The 16,168-nt window shown below is 42.5% G+C and carries 17 protein-coding genes; 10 read left to right on the top strand and 7 right to left on the bottom strand.

Annotated elements, in window-relative coordinates:
- The first annotated feature begins 188 nt into the window (after positions 1–188).
- From lptM to ACT3SX_RS05930, 4 genes are all read left to right on the top strand, one after another.
- Entirely contained in the window at positions 189–482 is a 294-nt protein-coding gene (lptM, locus tag ACT3SX_RS05945) for an LPS translocon maturation chaperone LptM (RefSeq protein WP_192520342.1), read from the top strand.
- A gap of 59 nt (positions 483–541) precedes the next feature.
- Positions 542–1,870, top strand: coding sequence for a diaminopimelate decarboxylase (gene lysA, locus ACT3SX_RS05940; protein ID WP_225739215.1), 1,329 nt, complete (start codon positions 542–544; stop codon positions 1,868–1,870).
- 165 nt (positions 1,871–2,035) lie between these two features.
- Positions 2,036–2,923: a diaminopimelate epimerase gene (gene dapF / locus ACT3SX_RS05935; RefSeq protein WP_192519791.1), complete on the top strand. Its 888-nt coding sequence runs from the start codon at positions 2,036–2,038 to the stop codon at positions 2,921–2,923.
- 79 nt (positions 2,924–3,002) lie between these two features.
- Positions 3,003–4,034, top strand: coding sequence for a tyrosine recombinase XerC (locus ACT3SX_RS05930; protein WP_442061976.1), 1,032 nt, complete (start codon positions 3,003–3,005; stop codon positions 4,032–4,034).
- Positions 4,035–4,041: 7 nt separating this feature from the next.
- Here ACT3SX_RS05930 and ACT3SX_RS05925 read toward each other — a convergent pair whose 3' ends face one another.
- Complete coding sequence (locus ACT3SX_RS05925; protein ID WP_192519793.1) at positions 4,042–4,938, bottom strand: nitrilase-related carbon-nitrogen hydrolase; 897 nt, start codon at positions 4,936–4,938, stop codon at positions 4,042–4,044.
- A gap of 456 nt (positions 4,939–5,394) precedes the next feature.
- Here ACT3SX_RS05925 and rpoN point away from each other — a divergent pair, with 456 nt between their 5' ends.
- Together rpoN and hpf are read left to right on the top strand one after the other, a co-directional pair.
- Positions 5,395–7,053 (top strand): RNA polymerase factor sigma-54, encoded by a 1,659-nt coding sequence (gene rpoN / locus ACT3SX_RS05920; protein WP_442069600.1) that lies wholly within the window; start codon positions 5,395–5,397, stop codon positions 7,051–7,053.
- Positions 7,054–7,491: 438 nt separating this feature from the next.
- Positions 7,492–7,872, top strand: coding sequence for a ribosome hibernation-promoting factor, HPF/YfiA family (hpf, locus tag ACT3SX_RS05915; RefSeq protein ID WP_192519795.1), 381 nt, complete (start codon positions 7,492–7,494; stop codon positions 7,870–7,872).
- Between the two features lie 224 nt (positions 7,873–8,096).
- Here the strand turns inward: hpf and thiS are convergent, their stop codons facing one another.
- The 4 genes from thiS to ACT3SX_RS05895 all read right to left on the bottom strand — a co-directional run bounded on the left by thiS (position 8,097) and on the right by ACT3SX_RS05895 (position 10,335).
- Positions 8,097–8,297, bottom strand: coding sequence for a sulfur carrier protein ThiS (gene thiS / locus ACT3SX_RS05910; protein WP_192519796.1), 201 nt, complete (start codon positions 8,295–8,297; stop codon positions 8,097–8,099).
- 84 nt (positions 8,298–8,381) lie between these two features.
- Positions 8,382–8,759, bottom strand: coding sequence for a DUF423 domain-containing protein (locus ACT3SX_RS05905; RefSeq protein WP_442069599.1), 378 nt, complete (start codon positions 8,757–8,759; stop codon positions 8,382–8,384).
- A 46-nt stretch (positions 8,760–8,805) separates the two neighbouring features.
- Positions 8,806–9,669, bottom strand: a complete 864-nt coding sequence (gene rpoH, locus ACT3SX_RS05900; RefSeq protein WP_225739217.1) for an RNA polymerase sigma factor RpoH — start codon at positions 9,667–9,669, stop codon at positions 8,806–8,808.
- Between the two features lie 228 nt (positions 9,670–9,897).
- Complete coding sequence (locus tag ACT3SX_RS05895; RefSeq protein ID WP_442061969.1) at positions 9,898–10,335, bottom strand: sulfurtransferase TusA family protein; 438 nt, start codon at positions 10,333–10,335, stop codon at positions 9,898–9,900.
- A gap of 348 nt (positions 10,336–10,683) precedes the next feature.
- Here ACT3SX_RS05895 and ACT3SX_RS05890 point away from each other — a divergent pair, with 348 nt between their 5' ends.
- Positions 10,684–12,396: a M48 family metalloprotease gene (locus ACT3SX_RS05890; protein ID WP_442069598.1), complete on the top strand. Its 1,713-nt coding sequence runs from the start codon at positions 10,684–10,686 to the stop codon at positions 12,394–12,396.
- 47 nt (positions 12,397–12,443) lie between these two features.
- Here the strand turns inward: ACT3SX_RS05890 and ACT3SX_RS05885 are convergent, their stop codons facing one another.
- Together ACT3SX_RS05885 and rpsU are read right to left on the bottom strand one after the other, a co-directional pair.
- Positions 12,444–12,896, bottom strand: a complete 453-nt coding sequence (locus tag ACT3SX_RS05885) for a GatB/YqeY domain-containing protein (protein ID WP_442061965.1) — start codon at positions 12,894–12,896, stop codon at positions 12,444–12,446.
- Between the two features lie 121 nt (positions 12,897–13,017).
- Positions 13,018–13,233, bottom strand: coding sequence for a 30S ribosomal protein S21 (gene rpsU / locus ACT3SX_RS05880; RefSeq protein ID WP_010195908.1), 216 nt, complete (start codon positions 13,231–13,233; stop codon positions 13,018–13,020).
- 408 nt (positions 13,234–13,641) lie between these two features.
- Here rpsU and ACT3SX_RS05875 point away from each other — a divergent pair, with 408 nt between their 5' ends.
- The 3 genes from ACT3SX_RS05875 to tsaD all read left to right on the top strand — a co-directional run bounded on the left by ACT3SX_RS05875 (position 13,642) and on the right by tsaD (position 16,139).
- Entirely contained in the window at positions 13,642–14,010 is a 369-nt protein-coding gene (locus tag ACT3SX_RS05875; RefSeq protein ID WP_192519801.1) for a hypothetical protein, read from the top strand.
- Between the two features lie 160 nt (positions 14,011–14,170).
- Positions 14,171–14,716: a c-type cytochrome gene (locus ACT3SX_RS05870; RefSeq protein WP_192519802.1), complete on the top strand. Its 546-nt coding sequence runs from the start codon at positions 14,171–14,173 to the stop codon at positions 14,714–14,716.
- 364 nt (positions 14,717–15,080) lie between these two features.
- Complete coding sequence (tsaD, locus tag ACT3SX_RS05865; protein WP_192518171.1) at positions 15,081–16,139, top strand: tRNA (adenosine(37)-N6)-threonylcarbamoyltransferase complex transferase subunit TsaD; 1,059 nt, start codon at positions 15,081–15,083, stop codon at positions 16,137–16,139.
- Positions 16,140–16,168 lie beyond the last annotated feature (29 nt).

Here is a 16,168-nt window from a genome sequence, read left to right as displayed (position 1 = left end):
TAATATTTATAGATAATAAATACCGAAAAATTAGTGATCGAGCACACTTAAAAGGCATGCTTCTTTACTGGTACAATGCTATGCTGAAGCACTGTTTGGTGTCCAAAAGACCCTAAAAATGTTTTCAATAAATTATAATATTTTGAATAATTTACTTATATTCACCCTGCTGTAAGGTTATCTGTTTTATGCTTACTATACACCGTGTTTTAAATGTCAAGCACACCTATCGTTTATCTGTCAATACCAGTCGCCGTGCACTTTCTGCACTCATTATTGCTACTGCCATAGTAGGAATATCAGGCTGCGGACAAAAAGGTGACCTATACCTAGTAGATAATACAAGCTCAAATACGGTAGGTTCAGCGTTATTATCTGACACTGATGATTTATCAGAGACAGCATTGGCGAGTGATGAACAAAACTCCCGTGAGTTAGAGATAATGCTAGCAGACGTCAACGAAGACCCTAACGATTATTAGTGGATTTTGCCCAAAAATTCTGACAAATTTTATCTGATTGAATGAGAGACATAACTATAATGACGACAATAACCACCCAAACAGAACAGGGTTTATATATCAATCCTGAAGCCTTAACTGCTCATTTGCCAGCACTGCATTACCATAACGGTCGATTACATATGGAGCAGGTTAATGTTGATGACGTAGTCAAGCATTATGGCACGCCATGTTATGTTTATTCAAAACAGGCGATATTGGATGTTTATCAGGCTTATACTGATAGCTTTTCTAGCTTGCCGCACCAGGTTTGCTACGCTGTCAAAGCGAATTCTAACCTTGCGGTGCTTGGAGTGCTTGCGCAAGCAGGAGCAGGGTTTGATATTGTCTCACGTGGTGAGTTAATGCGAGTATTGGCGGCAGGTGGGGATGCTGCCCGCGTTGTATTCTCAGGTGTTGGTAAGACGTGTGATGATATTGAATATGCACTGAATCAAGGTATTGGTTGTTTCAACGTTGAGTCCATTAGTGAGCTTTCTTTAATTAATGAGGTAGCACAGCAGCTTGATAAACCAGCGCCGATTTCACTACGGGTAAATCCAAACGTAGATGCCAAGACTCATCCTTATATTTCAACGGGTTTAAAAGACAATAAATTTGGTATCGCACACGAAGATGCAGTGGCTGTCTATGAGCAAGCTGCGACATTGTCACATATCGATATTGTCGGTATCGACTGTCATATTGGCTCGCAACTGACGGAAGTAGAGCCATTCGTGGCGGCATTGGACAAAGTGATTGAGCTGGTACATAGCCTACGTGAGAAAGGTATTGAGCTACGTCATATCGATTTGGGTGGCGGTCTTGGCGTGCGCTATATCGATGAGACGCCCGTATCTATGGATGAGTTTGCTGCTGCGTTATTACCAAAGCTAAGCGAGCTTGGTTTAACGGTATTCTTTGAGCCGGGCCGCAGTATCGTGGCCAATGCAGGAGTGCTATTGACTCGAGTTGATGTGCTAAAGCCAACCGAACATAAAAACTTTGCTATCGTTGATGCGGCGATGAATGACTTGATTCGTCCAGCATTGTATCAGGCAGAGATGGCAGTGATTCCAGGCGTCTTGCCTAGCGACGGTATCGATACTGCTGGTACACAGCCATGGGATATGGTTGGCGCGATTTGTGAAACGGGTGATTTCTTAGCAAAAGATCGTTTATTGTCATTGGCAGTAGGAGATACGTTAGCAGTTACAGGCGCTGGTGCTTATGGCTTTACCATGAGTAGCAACTATAATTCGCGTCCCCGTGCTAGCGAAGTGATGGTAGCTGATAATCGTCATCAACTGATTCGTCAGCGTGAAACGATTGAGTCACTATATGAAAATGAAACGTTGTGGCAGTCTTAATAGACTTACCTAGCGTTCATTAGGTCTTAGTTGCGACAGAAAACCCATTATTGAAATAACAATGGGTTTTTTTATGACAAAATTTGATAGCAGTGATAGTTATGAATGTATCTGACAGCGTGCTAATATAAGCCATACATAAAAATAGGATAGGATATCAAAGGTATGCTAATAGAATTTACTAAGATGCATGGTCTAGGCAATGATTTTATGGTCATCGATTTGGTGACCCAGCGCTTAGAATTAACCAAGGATTTGGTACAGTTATTGGGAGATCGTCATTTAGGTATTGGCTTTGACCAGCTGCTAGTCGTTGAGCCACCTATGCGTCCGGATGTTGATTTTAGTTATCGTATTTTTAATACTGATGGTACAGAGGTTGAGCAGTGTGGTAATGGTGCACGATGTTTTGCTCGTTTTGTCCAAGCACGTAAACTGTCATTTAAACAGCGTCTACGTGTTGAGACTGCTAGCGGTATTATCACGCTGACTACAGATCGTTATGGTTGGGTAGAGGTCGATATGGGCAAGCCCAAATTTGAGCCGGATGAGATTCCATTTAGCCCGAGAGCCACTACCAAAATCCAAAACGCCTACCACCTAGATGTAAATGGCACACCTGTACAGCTCTATGTTGCCAATATGGGTAATCCTCATGCGGTTATCAAGGTCGATGATGTGCTTGATGCTGAGGTCGAAACCTTGGGCAAAGCCATTGAGTCACATCCGGCTTTTCCAGATCATGTAAACGTCGGCTTTATGCAGATTATGAATCAGCGTCATATTCGCCTGCGAGTTTATGAGCGCGGCGTCGGTGAAACCCAAGCTTGCGGTACAGGCGCTTGTGCTGCAGTGGCTGTTGGTATACGTGAAGGCTGGTTGGATGAAGGGGAAGAAGTACGCGCACAGCTCTATGGTGGCAGTATGATTATCAAATGGCAGCCAGGTTATTCAGTCATGATGACTGGCCCAACGGCCTTTGTCTATGAAGGTGTCTTTAGTCCAGATGGATTAATGGCACAAGCAGGTATCAAACCTAATTCAGAAGGCTAATGGAATTTTGGTTCATGCACAACGATAAGCGGCTCATATTAACTGCTAGGTACATACGATGGTCGTCTCTAATAGAGCTATGTCAAACAAAAATAGTCAGCGCCTGCCTGTATCAGAGTCAGAAGCATGGTTGTCAGATACACAAGCAGCCACTATAGAAGCAGATGCCGCGTTAAGGGAGTTGTTGTCAGATGTGCATCGTTGGCTAAACACTTTATCAGTGCGTAATCACTCGCGGCATACTTTAACGGCTTATTTTTCTGGATTAAACCAACTGGCGCTATTTTTGCGAGGTAAGCGCTTGACGTGGACGCGTTGTGATAAGCGCCAATTAGCCCAACATATCAGCCAACGCCTCGATGAAGATAAGCTTGCGCTTGCCAGTGTGCAGCAAGAGTTATCAGCTATTCGCCATTTTTATGGTTGGTTGATTGAAGAGGGACTGGCACGTATCAATCCAACGACAGGCTATCAGCTGAAACGTAGCCCTCGACCGCTACCGTCTATCGCTGATGTGGACTTACTCACTCAATTACTTGATCAAGAGATACCAGATTCTCCGGAACAAGCGCGTTTATGGTTACGTGATAAAGCCATGTTTGAGCTGCTTTACAGTAGTGGCTTGCGTGTTGGTGAGCTGGTTGCGCTAGATATGGCCGATGTGGACCTGTCAGAGTTACGGGTACGTGTGACAGGTAAAGGTAACAAAACACGCTTAGTACCTTTAGGTATAAAGGCTGCAGAGGCTATAACGCGCTATCTGCCGCATCGTAATCTGTGGGTCGAGCAGATGGACACAGCTTTGTTTATCAGCGAAAAGTTAGGCACACGTTTGTCAACGCGAGCGGTGCAGCAACGATTAAAGGTAGCTGCAACACGGGCAGGTATTGCTCAAAATATGTATCCGCATTTGTTGCGACATTGCTTTGCCTCACATATGCTATCAGGTAGTGGTGACTTGCGAGCGGTACAGGAAATGCTCGGTCATAGTGATATCAGCACCACGCAAATTTATACCCATGTTGATTTTGCTAAACTGACACAGGTCTACGATCGCGCTCATCCCCGAGCTACTCATGTGCAAAATGACAGTGATTCAAACTCGAGCTAAGTATCGGTTACGCCAAACGATGGCAGTCAAAGATGGGCATTTTTTGTCGCCCTTGCAGTTGTGTTGGTTTGTCTAGTGATGCCAATACCAAAGCATAATGCTGTTTTTCTTCGTTATTAGCGGTATCATTCAGCTCGCTGTCATCGTAGCTGTTTATGATGGTACCATCGTAAGCAGCAATCGTACTATGCCCCCACGTTTGGCGAATATCCCCATTTTTATAAACATGATCACCGCCCTGTGCCGCACCGATGACCATGCATTGGCTGTCTAGAGCACGTGCCCGCAACAATAAAGACCAATGCGCCTGGCCTGTTAGATAAGTAAATGCGGCAGGCGCGCTCAATATATCTGCACCTGCTTGCCTTAGACGTTGCGCCAATGCTGGAAAACGTAAATCAAAGCACACCATCATGCCTAGATGGTAAATTTCATTGTTTGCTTCGAGCGGTACAGTCACTGTTTGTGTGCCTGGCTCAAAAGTTGCGGCTTCATTATAGCTGCCTTGCTTATCTGCCACGGTTGCTGTGAATAAATGAATCTTGTCATAACGCGCCACTTGCTTACCGTCAGGAGCAAACAGTTGACTGACTTGGCGCAATCTACCATCTGGTACGATCATGCCATCTGGACGATAAAGGCAAGGTAGTGAGCCTACCAATACATACATACCGTAAGTGTGCGCATATCCAGCGATGGTTGCTGATAGTTCATCGAAACGCTCTGCGGTAGAAAACTGCTGTCCCATACTACAGCAGTTTTCTGGTAGAACAACAAGTTGAGCACCTTGCGCACGTGCTTCGATAATGGCAGCTTTGATATCATTGAGGTTTTTTTCAATATTTTGCTGGCTATTCATCTGAATGGCAGCGGTTAGCAATGGATTGTTTGTTTTGCTATTCATAGTAGTGTTCTCAGTGAGTTTTGAGACTTGTTTATTCAAATTTAATATTTAACAGACCCTGATATTATTCATCATACCTAGAGCTTGTCCTCAATCTAAAGAATAAACTGTAGATGGGCTAAAATTGCCAATATATTCATATTCACAGTAGGCTTTTCTTTGTGAATCTACCATTTTTCTCATTTCAGCTCAGTTAAATGATTATTGCTTGGGTTAAAAGCATGCTCCAGTTAGACGCACAGTTTTCATATCAATTATTTAGTAATTTATGCTGAAATGCTAAGATTTATATGGTTTTATGACAGAAAAGTAATAAATGTATCTGAACAGAGTATAAATTATCATAGCAAGATTGCATCAAAAAATGCTATCGTCATGTCCTAATAACGTTAAACTACTCGTTTAACCAAATATATATAGAATAATATTTTACTATCGGAGTGTAATAAGCCGCCCATGAGTATGTCGTTTGGATTGGCAACCACGCTGAGTACCTCACAGAAACTAACCCCTCAGATGCAGCAAGCTATTAAATTGCTGCAGCTCTCTAGTCTTGAGCTCGCACAAGAGGTTCAGGCCAAGCTGGATAGTAATCCATTGCTTGAACGTGTCGAAGATGATGAAGATGAGTACGATCATAGTGGCGATGATACTATCGATGAGCTGAATGAGCCATTGACGTTAGATAGCTGGAATCAAAATTCGGATGCTGATTCATCGACTGCTAACTCTGAGTATGATGAGGGGTTTAGTGATAGCTTTGATAAACTACAGCAAGTAAATATCGATGATGGTGCGGTAGACAATCATACTATGGATAGCGATGATTACAGTAGTTTTGATAGCGCTACTGATTATAATAGCGCTGATAGTGGTAATCATGCATCAGTGGCTACCAATACGGGTAACAAAAGCGATGAAGACTTTGATAGCTATCAAGGTGGCACGTCTGCCACTATCCAAGATCATGTGCGTTGGCAGCTAAACTTTAAACACCTTTCAGAAGCGGATATGGTGATTGCTACGTACCTAATAGATTCTATGGATGATATGGGGTTTATTCGGCTAGATGTTGATGAGTTTTTACAAAGTTTAGACACCATGGCAAGCTTTTATCAATGGGATGAATGTGTTGAGAAAGATGAAGTAATGGCTGTATTGCGCATTATTCAATCTTGCGATCCATTAGGTGTTGGCGCACGAAATTTGAGTGAATGTCTCGCTATTCAGTTATCCAAGCTTAGTCCCAATACAGAGTATCTAACAGAAGCCCAGGCGCTATTATCAGCTAGTGATCATTTAGTCAGTAATAATATCAAAGCACTTACTGAGCAGACAGGGCTCGCGGCTGAAAAAATCACACCTGCATTAAATCTATTACGCAGCTTAAACCCTTCGCCAGGCTTATTGTTTCAGAGTAGTCAACCAGATTATGTGCGTGAAACAGACAGCTACGACATTCCTGATGTATTGGTTACACCTGTTCGTCATCAAACGAGTGATAATAATTTAGAATCTGATGTACAGGATGATGCTTGGTATGTGCGTCTCAACCCCGACACATTGCCAAAATTACGGGTCAATCAAGAATACGCCAATTTAGTTAAGCGTGGTGACGACAGTCCTGATAATCAATATTTACGCGAAAACCTCACTGATGCGCGTTTGTTCATTCGTAGTATCGAAGAGCGTAATCAGAACTTGCTAAAAGTGGCAACCAGTATTGTCCGTTATCAGCAAGAGTTTCTGTTACATGGTGCTACGGCAATGCAACCGCTGATACTAAAGGTTATCGCAGAAGAAGTTGATTTGCATGAATCTACGGTATCGCGTCTGACTACTAGCAAAACAATTTTGACACCACAAGGATTGTTTTCACTAAAACACTTCTTCTCATCACATGTCAGTAGTAATGACGGTGACATATCTTCAACGGCTATTAGCGCCATGATTAAGCAGCTTATAGCCGATGAAAATCCGAAAAAGCCATTATCAGACAGTCGTATCAAGGACAGTTTATTAGCGGAGGGTATCGATATCGCTAGAAGAACAGTGGCTAAATATCGTGAAGCGATGAATATTGGTTCATCTACCCAGCGCAAACAAAAATATTGAGGCGTGTTGTATGTTTGACAATAGCATTGATAGTACCTATTTATGAATGCTCAGCACACTTTAAGTGATGTTATTCAAAAAGTTGTGAGTAATGTCATACAATGGTCTTTTATGGCTTAATTCAAATATAAAAAATAAAATTTTTTGATTATATAGAAACATGATAGAAACAACAGGTTTTATTACATTTAATTACAATATAGTGTCTTGCTACTATTCAATTTTCATGACAAATTAGAGTCATACCAACAACGAAATCTAAATATCGATTTAGCCTATTTATAGCAGCAATCAGAGAGATGATGAAAGGATACATTAGCATTTGATTACATGCATTGACTATCAAAGGCGATAGATTAGCGGTTGGTAAAGCAGGGTGATAAAGGCAGGAATGCTATTTCATCTGTTGATTGTTAGTACAAACAAAAGGACAATAATATGAATGTTTCTATCAGTGGTCACCATATCAGTGTTACCGAAGCTATGGATAAAGCGGTGCGTGAAAAGCTTGAGAAAGTAGAACGACACTTTGATCAGATACAAAGTATTAAAGTGATATTATCGTTGGATAACAATGGTTCTAGCGATGGTGGTAAAAAAAGCCATAAAGCTGAAGCGATAATGAGAGTCTCAGGTCAAGAAATGTTTGTCCAATCGTGTGAAGATGATATGTATAAAGCCATTAATGACATGGCAGACAAACTTGATAGACAAGTACGTAAATATAAAACCCGCCAAGATCGTAAAAAGACTCAGGGTGCTGGACGTGACGACCGCTATGACGATCTCACAGCTGCCGACGTGGTACCTGCAGTATAATGCAATGAGTTTTAGTGCTGAGTGTTAGTGTTTTTCAGATTTAACGAGTATTGGCTGATTCAATAACAACAGGTAAGATAATAAAGAGGACATCTGGCCCATATAGTTAAAACTTGATTCTACTAAATTGGCATGATAATACAAAAAAGGAAAAAGGCCTCAACGTATGATACGTTTGAGGCCTTTTCTATTATCAAGTATTTATACTGAGCTTGTTATAATGACTAGCCGCCACCAACGGCTTGTACTACCTCGATGTCCATTCCTTCCACGATACGTAGATGACCAAGCTCACTTTTGGGGATAAGCTCACCGTCGATTTCTACCGCATAACGCCCTTGGCTAAGTCCAAGTTCATTGATAACCAATTGCACAGTCTGGTGGGTAGTTTGCAATGTCTTACCATTGACACTAATGGTACTCATAAAAAACACTCCTTAATGGTTTCGTATTACTGCTATCAGCATAATGATTCTTCACATTGTCTGTTATCTATTTTATATGAGTGTCTATTTGGCTGCTGAATCATGTATTTTGAATGCTGATAGTGCTAGCCATAGCCAACCGATAATCATTAATACACCACCGATAGGTGTAATAGCTCCGAACCACAGTGGCGCCCCAAGTGTCATTGCATAAAGACTGCCCGAAAATATGATAATACCGATCTGTAGTAGCCATGCCGTTGTCTGAGTGATGTATTTGAGACGAATCAGCAGACCAACCAGCAGCAATCCAAGTGCATGGATAAATAAATATAAGGTCGCCGTGTGCCACCATTCTAGCTGTTGAGCACTGGCAATGTTTTTGAGGCCATGAGCGCCGAATGCACCTAGGGCGACGGCGACAGCCATATTGATCGCTGCAATACCTATCCAATTTAGCATGTTGAATTCATCTTATCTAAAAGCTATCACGACTAAAAGGCAGCTGTTATTGAATGTCATCTGGCAAGATGACGCTATCAATGGTCATTGCATCGCGAATCTTATCCATGGCATTTTTTTCGATTTGGCGGACACGCTCTGCAGAGATAGAGTAGACGGCTGCTAGCTCATGCAAGGTAGATTTTTGCTCAGAGAGCCAGCGCTGTTCGACGATATCGCGAGAACGGTCATCGAGAGTATCCATCGCTGCGATTAAGGCAGAGGAGTTATTCTCTTCCCAGTCTGATTCTTCTAACTGCTCAGCAGGATCGATGCCATCTTCTAAAAATAGCTGCGGTGCATAACGTCCATCGTCATCATCACTAGATTGCGCTTCAAATGATGCATCATAAGATGTGAGCCGTGACTCCATCTCTAGTACTTGTTTACGCGTGACATTGAGATCTTTTGCAATAGCATCAGCTTCTTCTAGAGTCAGCTGATTGTTGGTCTTTTTGAGACTACGCAAATTAAAGAACAGTTTGCGATGTGCTTTGGTGGTCGCAACTTTTACGATCCGCCAGTTTCGAATCACAAATTCATGAATCTCCGCCTTAATCCAATGTACAGCAAAGGATACCAAACGTACGCCTTTGTTGGGGTCAAAGCGTTTTACGGCTTTCATTAGACCTAGGTTGCCTTCTTGAATCAAGTCGGCTTGTGGTAAGCCATAACCGGAGTAACTGCGCGCAATGTGAATCACAAAGCGTAGATGTGACATCACAAGTAATCGTGCTGCTTCCACATCACCGTCATCATAGTAGCGATGCGCTAGCTCTTGCTCTTGTACTGGTGTCAAAATAGGAATTTGATGGACGGTATTGATATAAGCACCGAGATTGACCCCAGGTGCAGATAAATGGGTTGGCATCGCAGGTACTAAGTCACGGGTACTGGTATCACCTAGCGCATTCGCATCATAAGGTGGTCGTTGTGCGGCAGCTTTTAGCGCTGCATCACGTGCTTCGTTTATTACCGGTGCTGCCTCATCTTTTGTAGCATCATTAGAAGTATTAGCCATATTCTTGACCTTATTAAATAGTGACGCAAATAGTCATATAAAAATATTTATAGTTGTAATTGTAAAGGATAGCGACACTTAGTTGCTATCAGTTTTAGTAATGATGAAGTGATATATTGTATCGAAACGCTGTGATGATATGCTATTAGTTGTCTGTTGGTGGGTGACGCTATTAATAATCAATAGCAGCTGAGTTTGACGACAAAAAGCAGTGATATCAGCTTGTGAGTTGGCATCGGTGGCGACGACATATAGTGAGTCACCATTTGCGACATCACGTAATGCCACTTTGGTTTTTAATAACGGCATCGGACAAGCAAGTCCGCGGCCATCGACGAAGCGAGTAATATTAATGCTAAGTGGTCTTATCTCTGCATTCTGGTTTAAAGCACTGTTATCTGCTTTCAATAAGGCTAAAAGTTGATTGATCTCTTGTTGATCAGCACTAGAGATTTTTTCTGATAATCTTATAGCGTCAGGTGTATGGAGGATGGTGGACTGACTATCAGCAGACATAAAACAACCTTTATAAAGACCAATACTTTAATTGGCACTATTTTTATGGTAAATAATAGTTGGTTTTAGAATATTGTTAATTTTAAGGTTTTGTTATGGAGTGCCTTGTGCTCAATAGCAACCCAAACCTATTGTTTAAGTTGCTATTATAGCAAATAGCCAAGGTATCAGTGCAGTTGAATATAATCAACATCGTATTCGGTTCGTTAGAATCACACAATGATGTTGCACGATAGTGACACACCGCTTAGTTATTGGTAGTCGAAAACATACTAGAATTGACCTTGTATCAACAAGCTCGTATAGTCGACAAAACATGGTTCATACTCACTTGTATAGGATAAGTATTTGTATCACTCTAATAGACAGTCGATGTTTGGTAGTACCAGCATCCGTTCATCGAATATACACAAGTCAAACCAACATGTGCTCTGCTTCATGTCGCTTTTTTGTGGACGAAAAAAAACGATGCTGTCTATAGCGGTATCAAGTGCTTTTGCATCAGGAGTTGCAGCGGCATTATTGATGGCCATACCCGCTGCGGCCAATAGTATTGACTGGAGTGGTAGCAGTAATCAAACAGAGTCAACCAATTATAATTCGTGGCAGCCTGCAAAAACCGACACACTAAGTCTACCTAGCTTGCGTGGTCAAGGCTTGAGCTTCGCTGAACAATATCAAAATAAATTGCTTGGTGAGTGGTCGCTACGAAATGTCAATGGTAGCATTAAGATGGAGCATGACCCTTGGATTCAAGAAACGCTCAAAGACATGACGTGGCGTCTTAATGCTCAAGCGCGGCAACAAGCACTAATGGGCTTGGTGATTATTGATAGCCCTAGTATTAATGCCTTTGCGGCACCAGGCGGTGTCATTGGAATCAATACAGGAACCATATTGGCAGCCAAAAGTATGGACGAGCTTGCCAGTGTGATAGCGCATGAAGTTGCGCATCTTAGCCAACATCATTATGAAAGTGGTGTCGATGACAGCAAAAAAGCATTACTGATGCAGGTAGGAGGTATGCTAGCGGCGATAGCAGCGTCAGCGGTTGATGGTGATGCAGCAGCAGCGGTGATGATGGGTAGCCAAACAGCGACGATGAATAGTAGCATGGCGTTTAGTCGCAGCAATGAGCGTGAGGCTGATCGGATAGGAATGCAAATCATGACTCACGCAGGTTATGATCCGAGAGCGATGCCGCGATTTTTTGCGACCATGAATCAACAAAGTCAGCTGAATCAATCCGAAAACCAGTTCTTACCAAGTTTTATACTCTCACATCCATTGACTAACGAGCGCTTGAGTGACTCACAAAGTCGCGCGCAGAGCTATCCGTCATTATCATTGAGCCAGCAGCAACGTCATCAAGCGTTGTTTGATCTGCTCTATTGGCGTGTACAAAGTATGGGTAAGCATGCTTCTAAGACAACATTGACCACTGCTGCCAATAATAGCGTTGGTGCTAAATTGGCATTGATGAATTGGTATGGTGAGCAGCAACGTTTTAAAGATGCCGAAAAAGTACTGAGTGAAATCAATGCATTGCCAGTGGAACAGCGTCAAAGGTTGGAGCCTTTGTTATCGATTACTCATAGCCAAGTATTGACAGAACAAGATAAGTGGTCAGAAGCCGCTGAGATTTTAGATGGGCAACATCGTCTTTATCCTGAGCGTCGTGATCTTCGGATTTATTTGGCCGAAGCGCTCACCAACAGCAATCAGCCAGCTAAAGCGCAAGCATTGCTCAAACCTTTGATAGAGCAGCAGCCAAGTGATCGCTATGCTTGGCAGAGCTTACAACTGGCCAATGAGAAGTTAGCAAAAACGACTACATCACCACAATTAGCCAATATTGCGACAATCAATGCGTTGCGCTATCGGAGTCAGGATCAGCTATGGAGTAATCGCTATGAAAGCGCGCTAATATCACTCACACAAGCTAAGCAACTGGCAGAAAAACTACAAAATACCACGCAAGCAAATAGTGCACGCCCACTCTTGGCTAATATCAATGCAGAAATTAAGGCAGTAAAAACCGCCAAAGACTTTAAGCCTTAGGCGGTTATTTGTATCAAAATACCGATTAATCAATAATAGGTAACGAGCTATTTGCTTTGCAGTGCTTCTTTTACCAGTTTAGAGATGATAGCTGGATCAGCACGACCTGCGGTTTTATTCTTTAACACACCCATCACACTACCCATATCACGCATAGATGTTGCACCTTGCTCAGCGACTTCTGCTTGTACCAAGGCTGTAAGCTCCTCATTATCCATTTGTTTTGGCATAAACTCATTGATGATGTTGATTTCAAACTGCTCTTTGGCTGCTAAGTCGTCACGACTGTTTTCGGTAAAAATACCAAGCGACTCGTGTCGCTGTTTTAGCTGCTTTTGTAGTACTTCTAATACTTGGTCATCGTCAAGTTCTGTTTGACGATCAATCTCGATTTGCTTGATGACGGCTTGTACGTTACGCAATACTTTAACACGCTCAAGCTCACGAGCTTTCATGGATAATTTGATGCTATCCGATAAGTTTTGTTTAATTTGGCTCATTGTTATTATCCTTATTGGCTAAGTGTTAATCATAAAAATTGTAGCATAAAAAACGCCACTGATATCAATTGATAACAGTGGCGTTAGTGTAGCGCTTGTATTTAACTAATCGTAATATAGATTAGTACATACGAGTGGTACGAATAGTTTCGCGTTGTAGTTTTTTCTTATAACGCTTTACGGCAGCTGCTTTTTTACGCTTACGTACTTGCGTTGGTTTTTCATAAAACTCGCGCTTACGTACGTCTGATAATACACCAGCTTTTTCACAAGCACGCTTGAAACGACGGATAGCGATATCTACTGGTTCGTTTTCTTTAACCTTAACTGCAGGCATGAAGACTCCTTGATTAGGATGAGATATAAAGGCATTAGTTTGGCTGTGTATTAGTATTTAGCCGTGATATCTCAAGACCACAGGCATCAGCTCAAACTAGGATAATATTGCGCATGAGCACAAGGGCAGGTATTTTAATAAATAATATTAAAAAAGTCAATAAATTTAGTGTGTTAATCCATATTTATCATGCAAACTGCATGATGTGATGTTGAGATAAGGATAGGTTGTTGTGTGAACTATATATTTTAGCGAATATTGGATGTATACATAAATATCTTGCATAAAATTATCATGAATAAAAACCCTACTGTCTATAACGGTTTGGTTGGAGTTTATGCTATGATATTTTCCATATAGTAGTAAGCATATTAACCGTTTTGTGTGCATTTTATTGAGGATGTTTGAATGAAAAAGACAGTATTAAATACGGCGTTGAGTACAGCATTTATTGTCGCTTTTAGTTTTGGTGTTAGCGCTTGTGGTGGTCACGAAGAGGGCGAGTCACATGAAGTATTGGCAAAAGATCGCGTAGATGCTGCCTCAGCACTTGCTCGTGAAAATGCACCTGACGCTGAAGAGTTCGACTTTCCAGAAACCGCAGTCGCTCCAGTCGATGGTACAGAGGCAACAGACGAAGCAGGCGACACAGATGCCGCTACTGAAGCCACGACCGATGACAGTATAGACACTGATACCGATGCAGCGGCTGATACCGATGCTGCGGCTACGGATAGTACTGATATGGAAGCTGCGGACGCTGACACAGCGGAGTAAGTACTGATTTTATGGTTGTTGTGATTTCTACTAGCGCGTGTCCTCATTTTGAAAATATCGATAAAAATGAGAACACGCTATAGAAACAAGCCATAAATTAGCGCCACAATTTGAGGCAATGCGCAGCTGCTAGCACGAAATATTAGGTAAAGGTGTGACTATGATGAATAAACAACAGCGTATGAGCAAACTGACCGTCTCCGCCATTAGCATTAGTATGTTACTGGTATTGAGTGCTTGTAGCAGTGATGACGCCGACACTGAATCTCCTACGGCTGTTAATGAAACCACGACTAGTACTGCTGTAGCAGACACGCCAACAGCGGAGTCTGAAGTGGCTGAATCTGAAACTGCTGCGCCTGAATCTATACCTGAAGCAGACGCTGCTGAGTCGACTGTGACGACAGAAAAGTCAGAAGTAGAAGCATCAAAGCCAGAAGTGGCTGCTGAGCCTGAAGTATTGGCTGCTGACGCAGGTGCTAAGCTCTATGAGTCAAACTGTAAAGTGTGTCATGAGGCAGGTTTGCTTAATGCACCAAAATATGGTGATAAAGCCGCGTGGGCAGCACGTCTTAGCAAAGGTAAAGATACGCTGCATATACATTCAGCAAAAGGCTTTAAGAATATGCCAGCGCAAGTGACTGACAAGATAAGTGAAGCACAGGTCTATGCTGCTGTAGATTATATGATAGAAGCAGTCAGCTGATACTATATATAGAATATATTCGCCATTGAAATTTGCTAAAATAACCGTCATTGTGACTGACAATGGCGGTTTTTTAATGCGCGTTCTTTGTTATGTCAAAGCTAAAAATATAGTCAGCTGTGTCTAGGGCGTGCCCTAAGTCATTTGGTCTATCCAATGATTGAAACCTCCGTTTTTATGGCTACTCAAGCTTTAGCGCCAGCATATAGTGGAGTTCAAATAATTTCGATACAAGGAAATCGAGTGCAAGCTATACATTAGTATGGTCAGCGAGGATGACGATGTAGCGGATTTATATGGATTTGACTATAAAAAGACAAACATTGCAAAAGTAGCATAAAAATAAAAGCATAAAGGCAAAAATATGAAAGTGTTGGGTTTAGAGACCTCTTGTGATGAGACTGGTCTAGCGATTTTTGATAGCGAGCAGATGGCTAATGACAATCAAGGTTTGGTTGGGCAAGTGCTGTATTCACAAATAGAGCTGCATGCCCTCTATGGCGGCGTGGTACCTGAGCTTGCCAGTCGCGATCATATTCGCAAACTAGTGCCTTTGCTCAATGAGCTGTTAGAGCAGTGCGATATGAAAAAAAGCGAGATCGATGCGATTGCTTATACCAAAGGCCCAGGTCTCATTGGTGCGTTGATGACGGGCGCATTATTTGGACGCAGTTTGGCTTATGGTTTGGATATCCCAGCGATCGGCATTCATCATATGGAAGGGCATCTACTGGCACCGCTGATGGGTGCACACCCTCCTGCGTTTCCTTTTGTGTCGTTACTGGTCTCTGGTGGACATACGTTACTGATCGCTGCACGTGGGGTCGGGCAGTATGAGATATTAGGTGAATCGATAGATGATGCTGCCGGTGAGTGCTTTGATAAAGCGGCTAAGATGCTAGGCTTGCCTTATCCTGGTGGCCCCAATATCGCTAAATTGGCTGAGACAGGTAACCCTGATGCGTACCATCTGCCCAGACCGATGTTACATCGTGGTTTAGACTTTTCTTTTAGTGGTATGAAAACAGCCGTGCATAATCTCATCAAAGACACGCCACTATCAGGAGGGTCAGGTAATAGCTCTGATAGCGATCCACAAGTGCGAGCGGATATTGCTGCCAGTTTTCAACATGCAGTGGTCGATACATTGGTGAAAAAGTGCGTCAAAGCACTCAAGCAAGTTGATATGAGCCGACTGGTGATAGCAGGTGGTGTCAGCGCTAATACGCATTTGCGCACGACTTTAGAAGCTGAACTGGCAAAGATAAACGCGACGGTGCATTATGCACCACCTGCCTTGTGTACGGATAATGGGGCGATGATTGCTTATGCAGGTTATGAGCGCTTGCAGGCTGGGCAGTCTGATGAACTAGCCGTGAGCTGTGTGCCACGTTGGCCGATGACTGAGCTGCCTGCGGTATAAAAAGTATTTTATTCAACAAACTCTAACGT

The sequence above is a fragment of the Psychrobacter sp. AOP31-B2-9 genome, assembly GCF_052378005.1.
GTDB lineage: Bacteria > Pseudomonadota > Gammaproteobacteria > Pseudomonadales > Moraxellaceae > Psychrobacter.
This window is presented reverse-complemented; position numbering and strand designations above follow the sequence as displayed.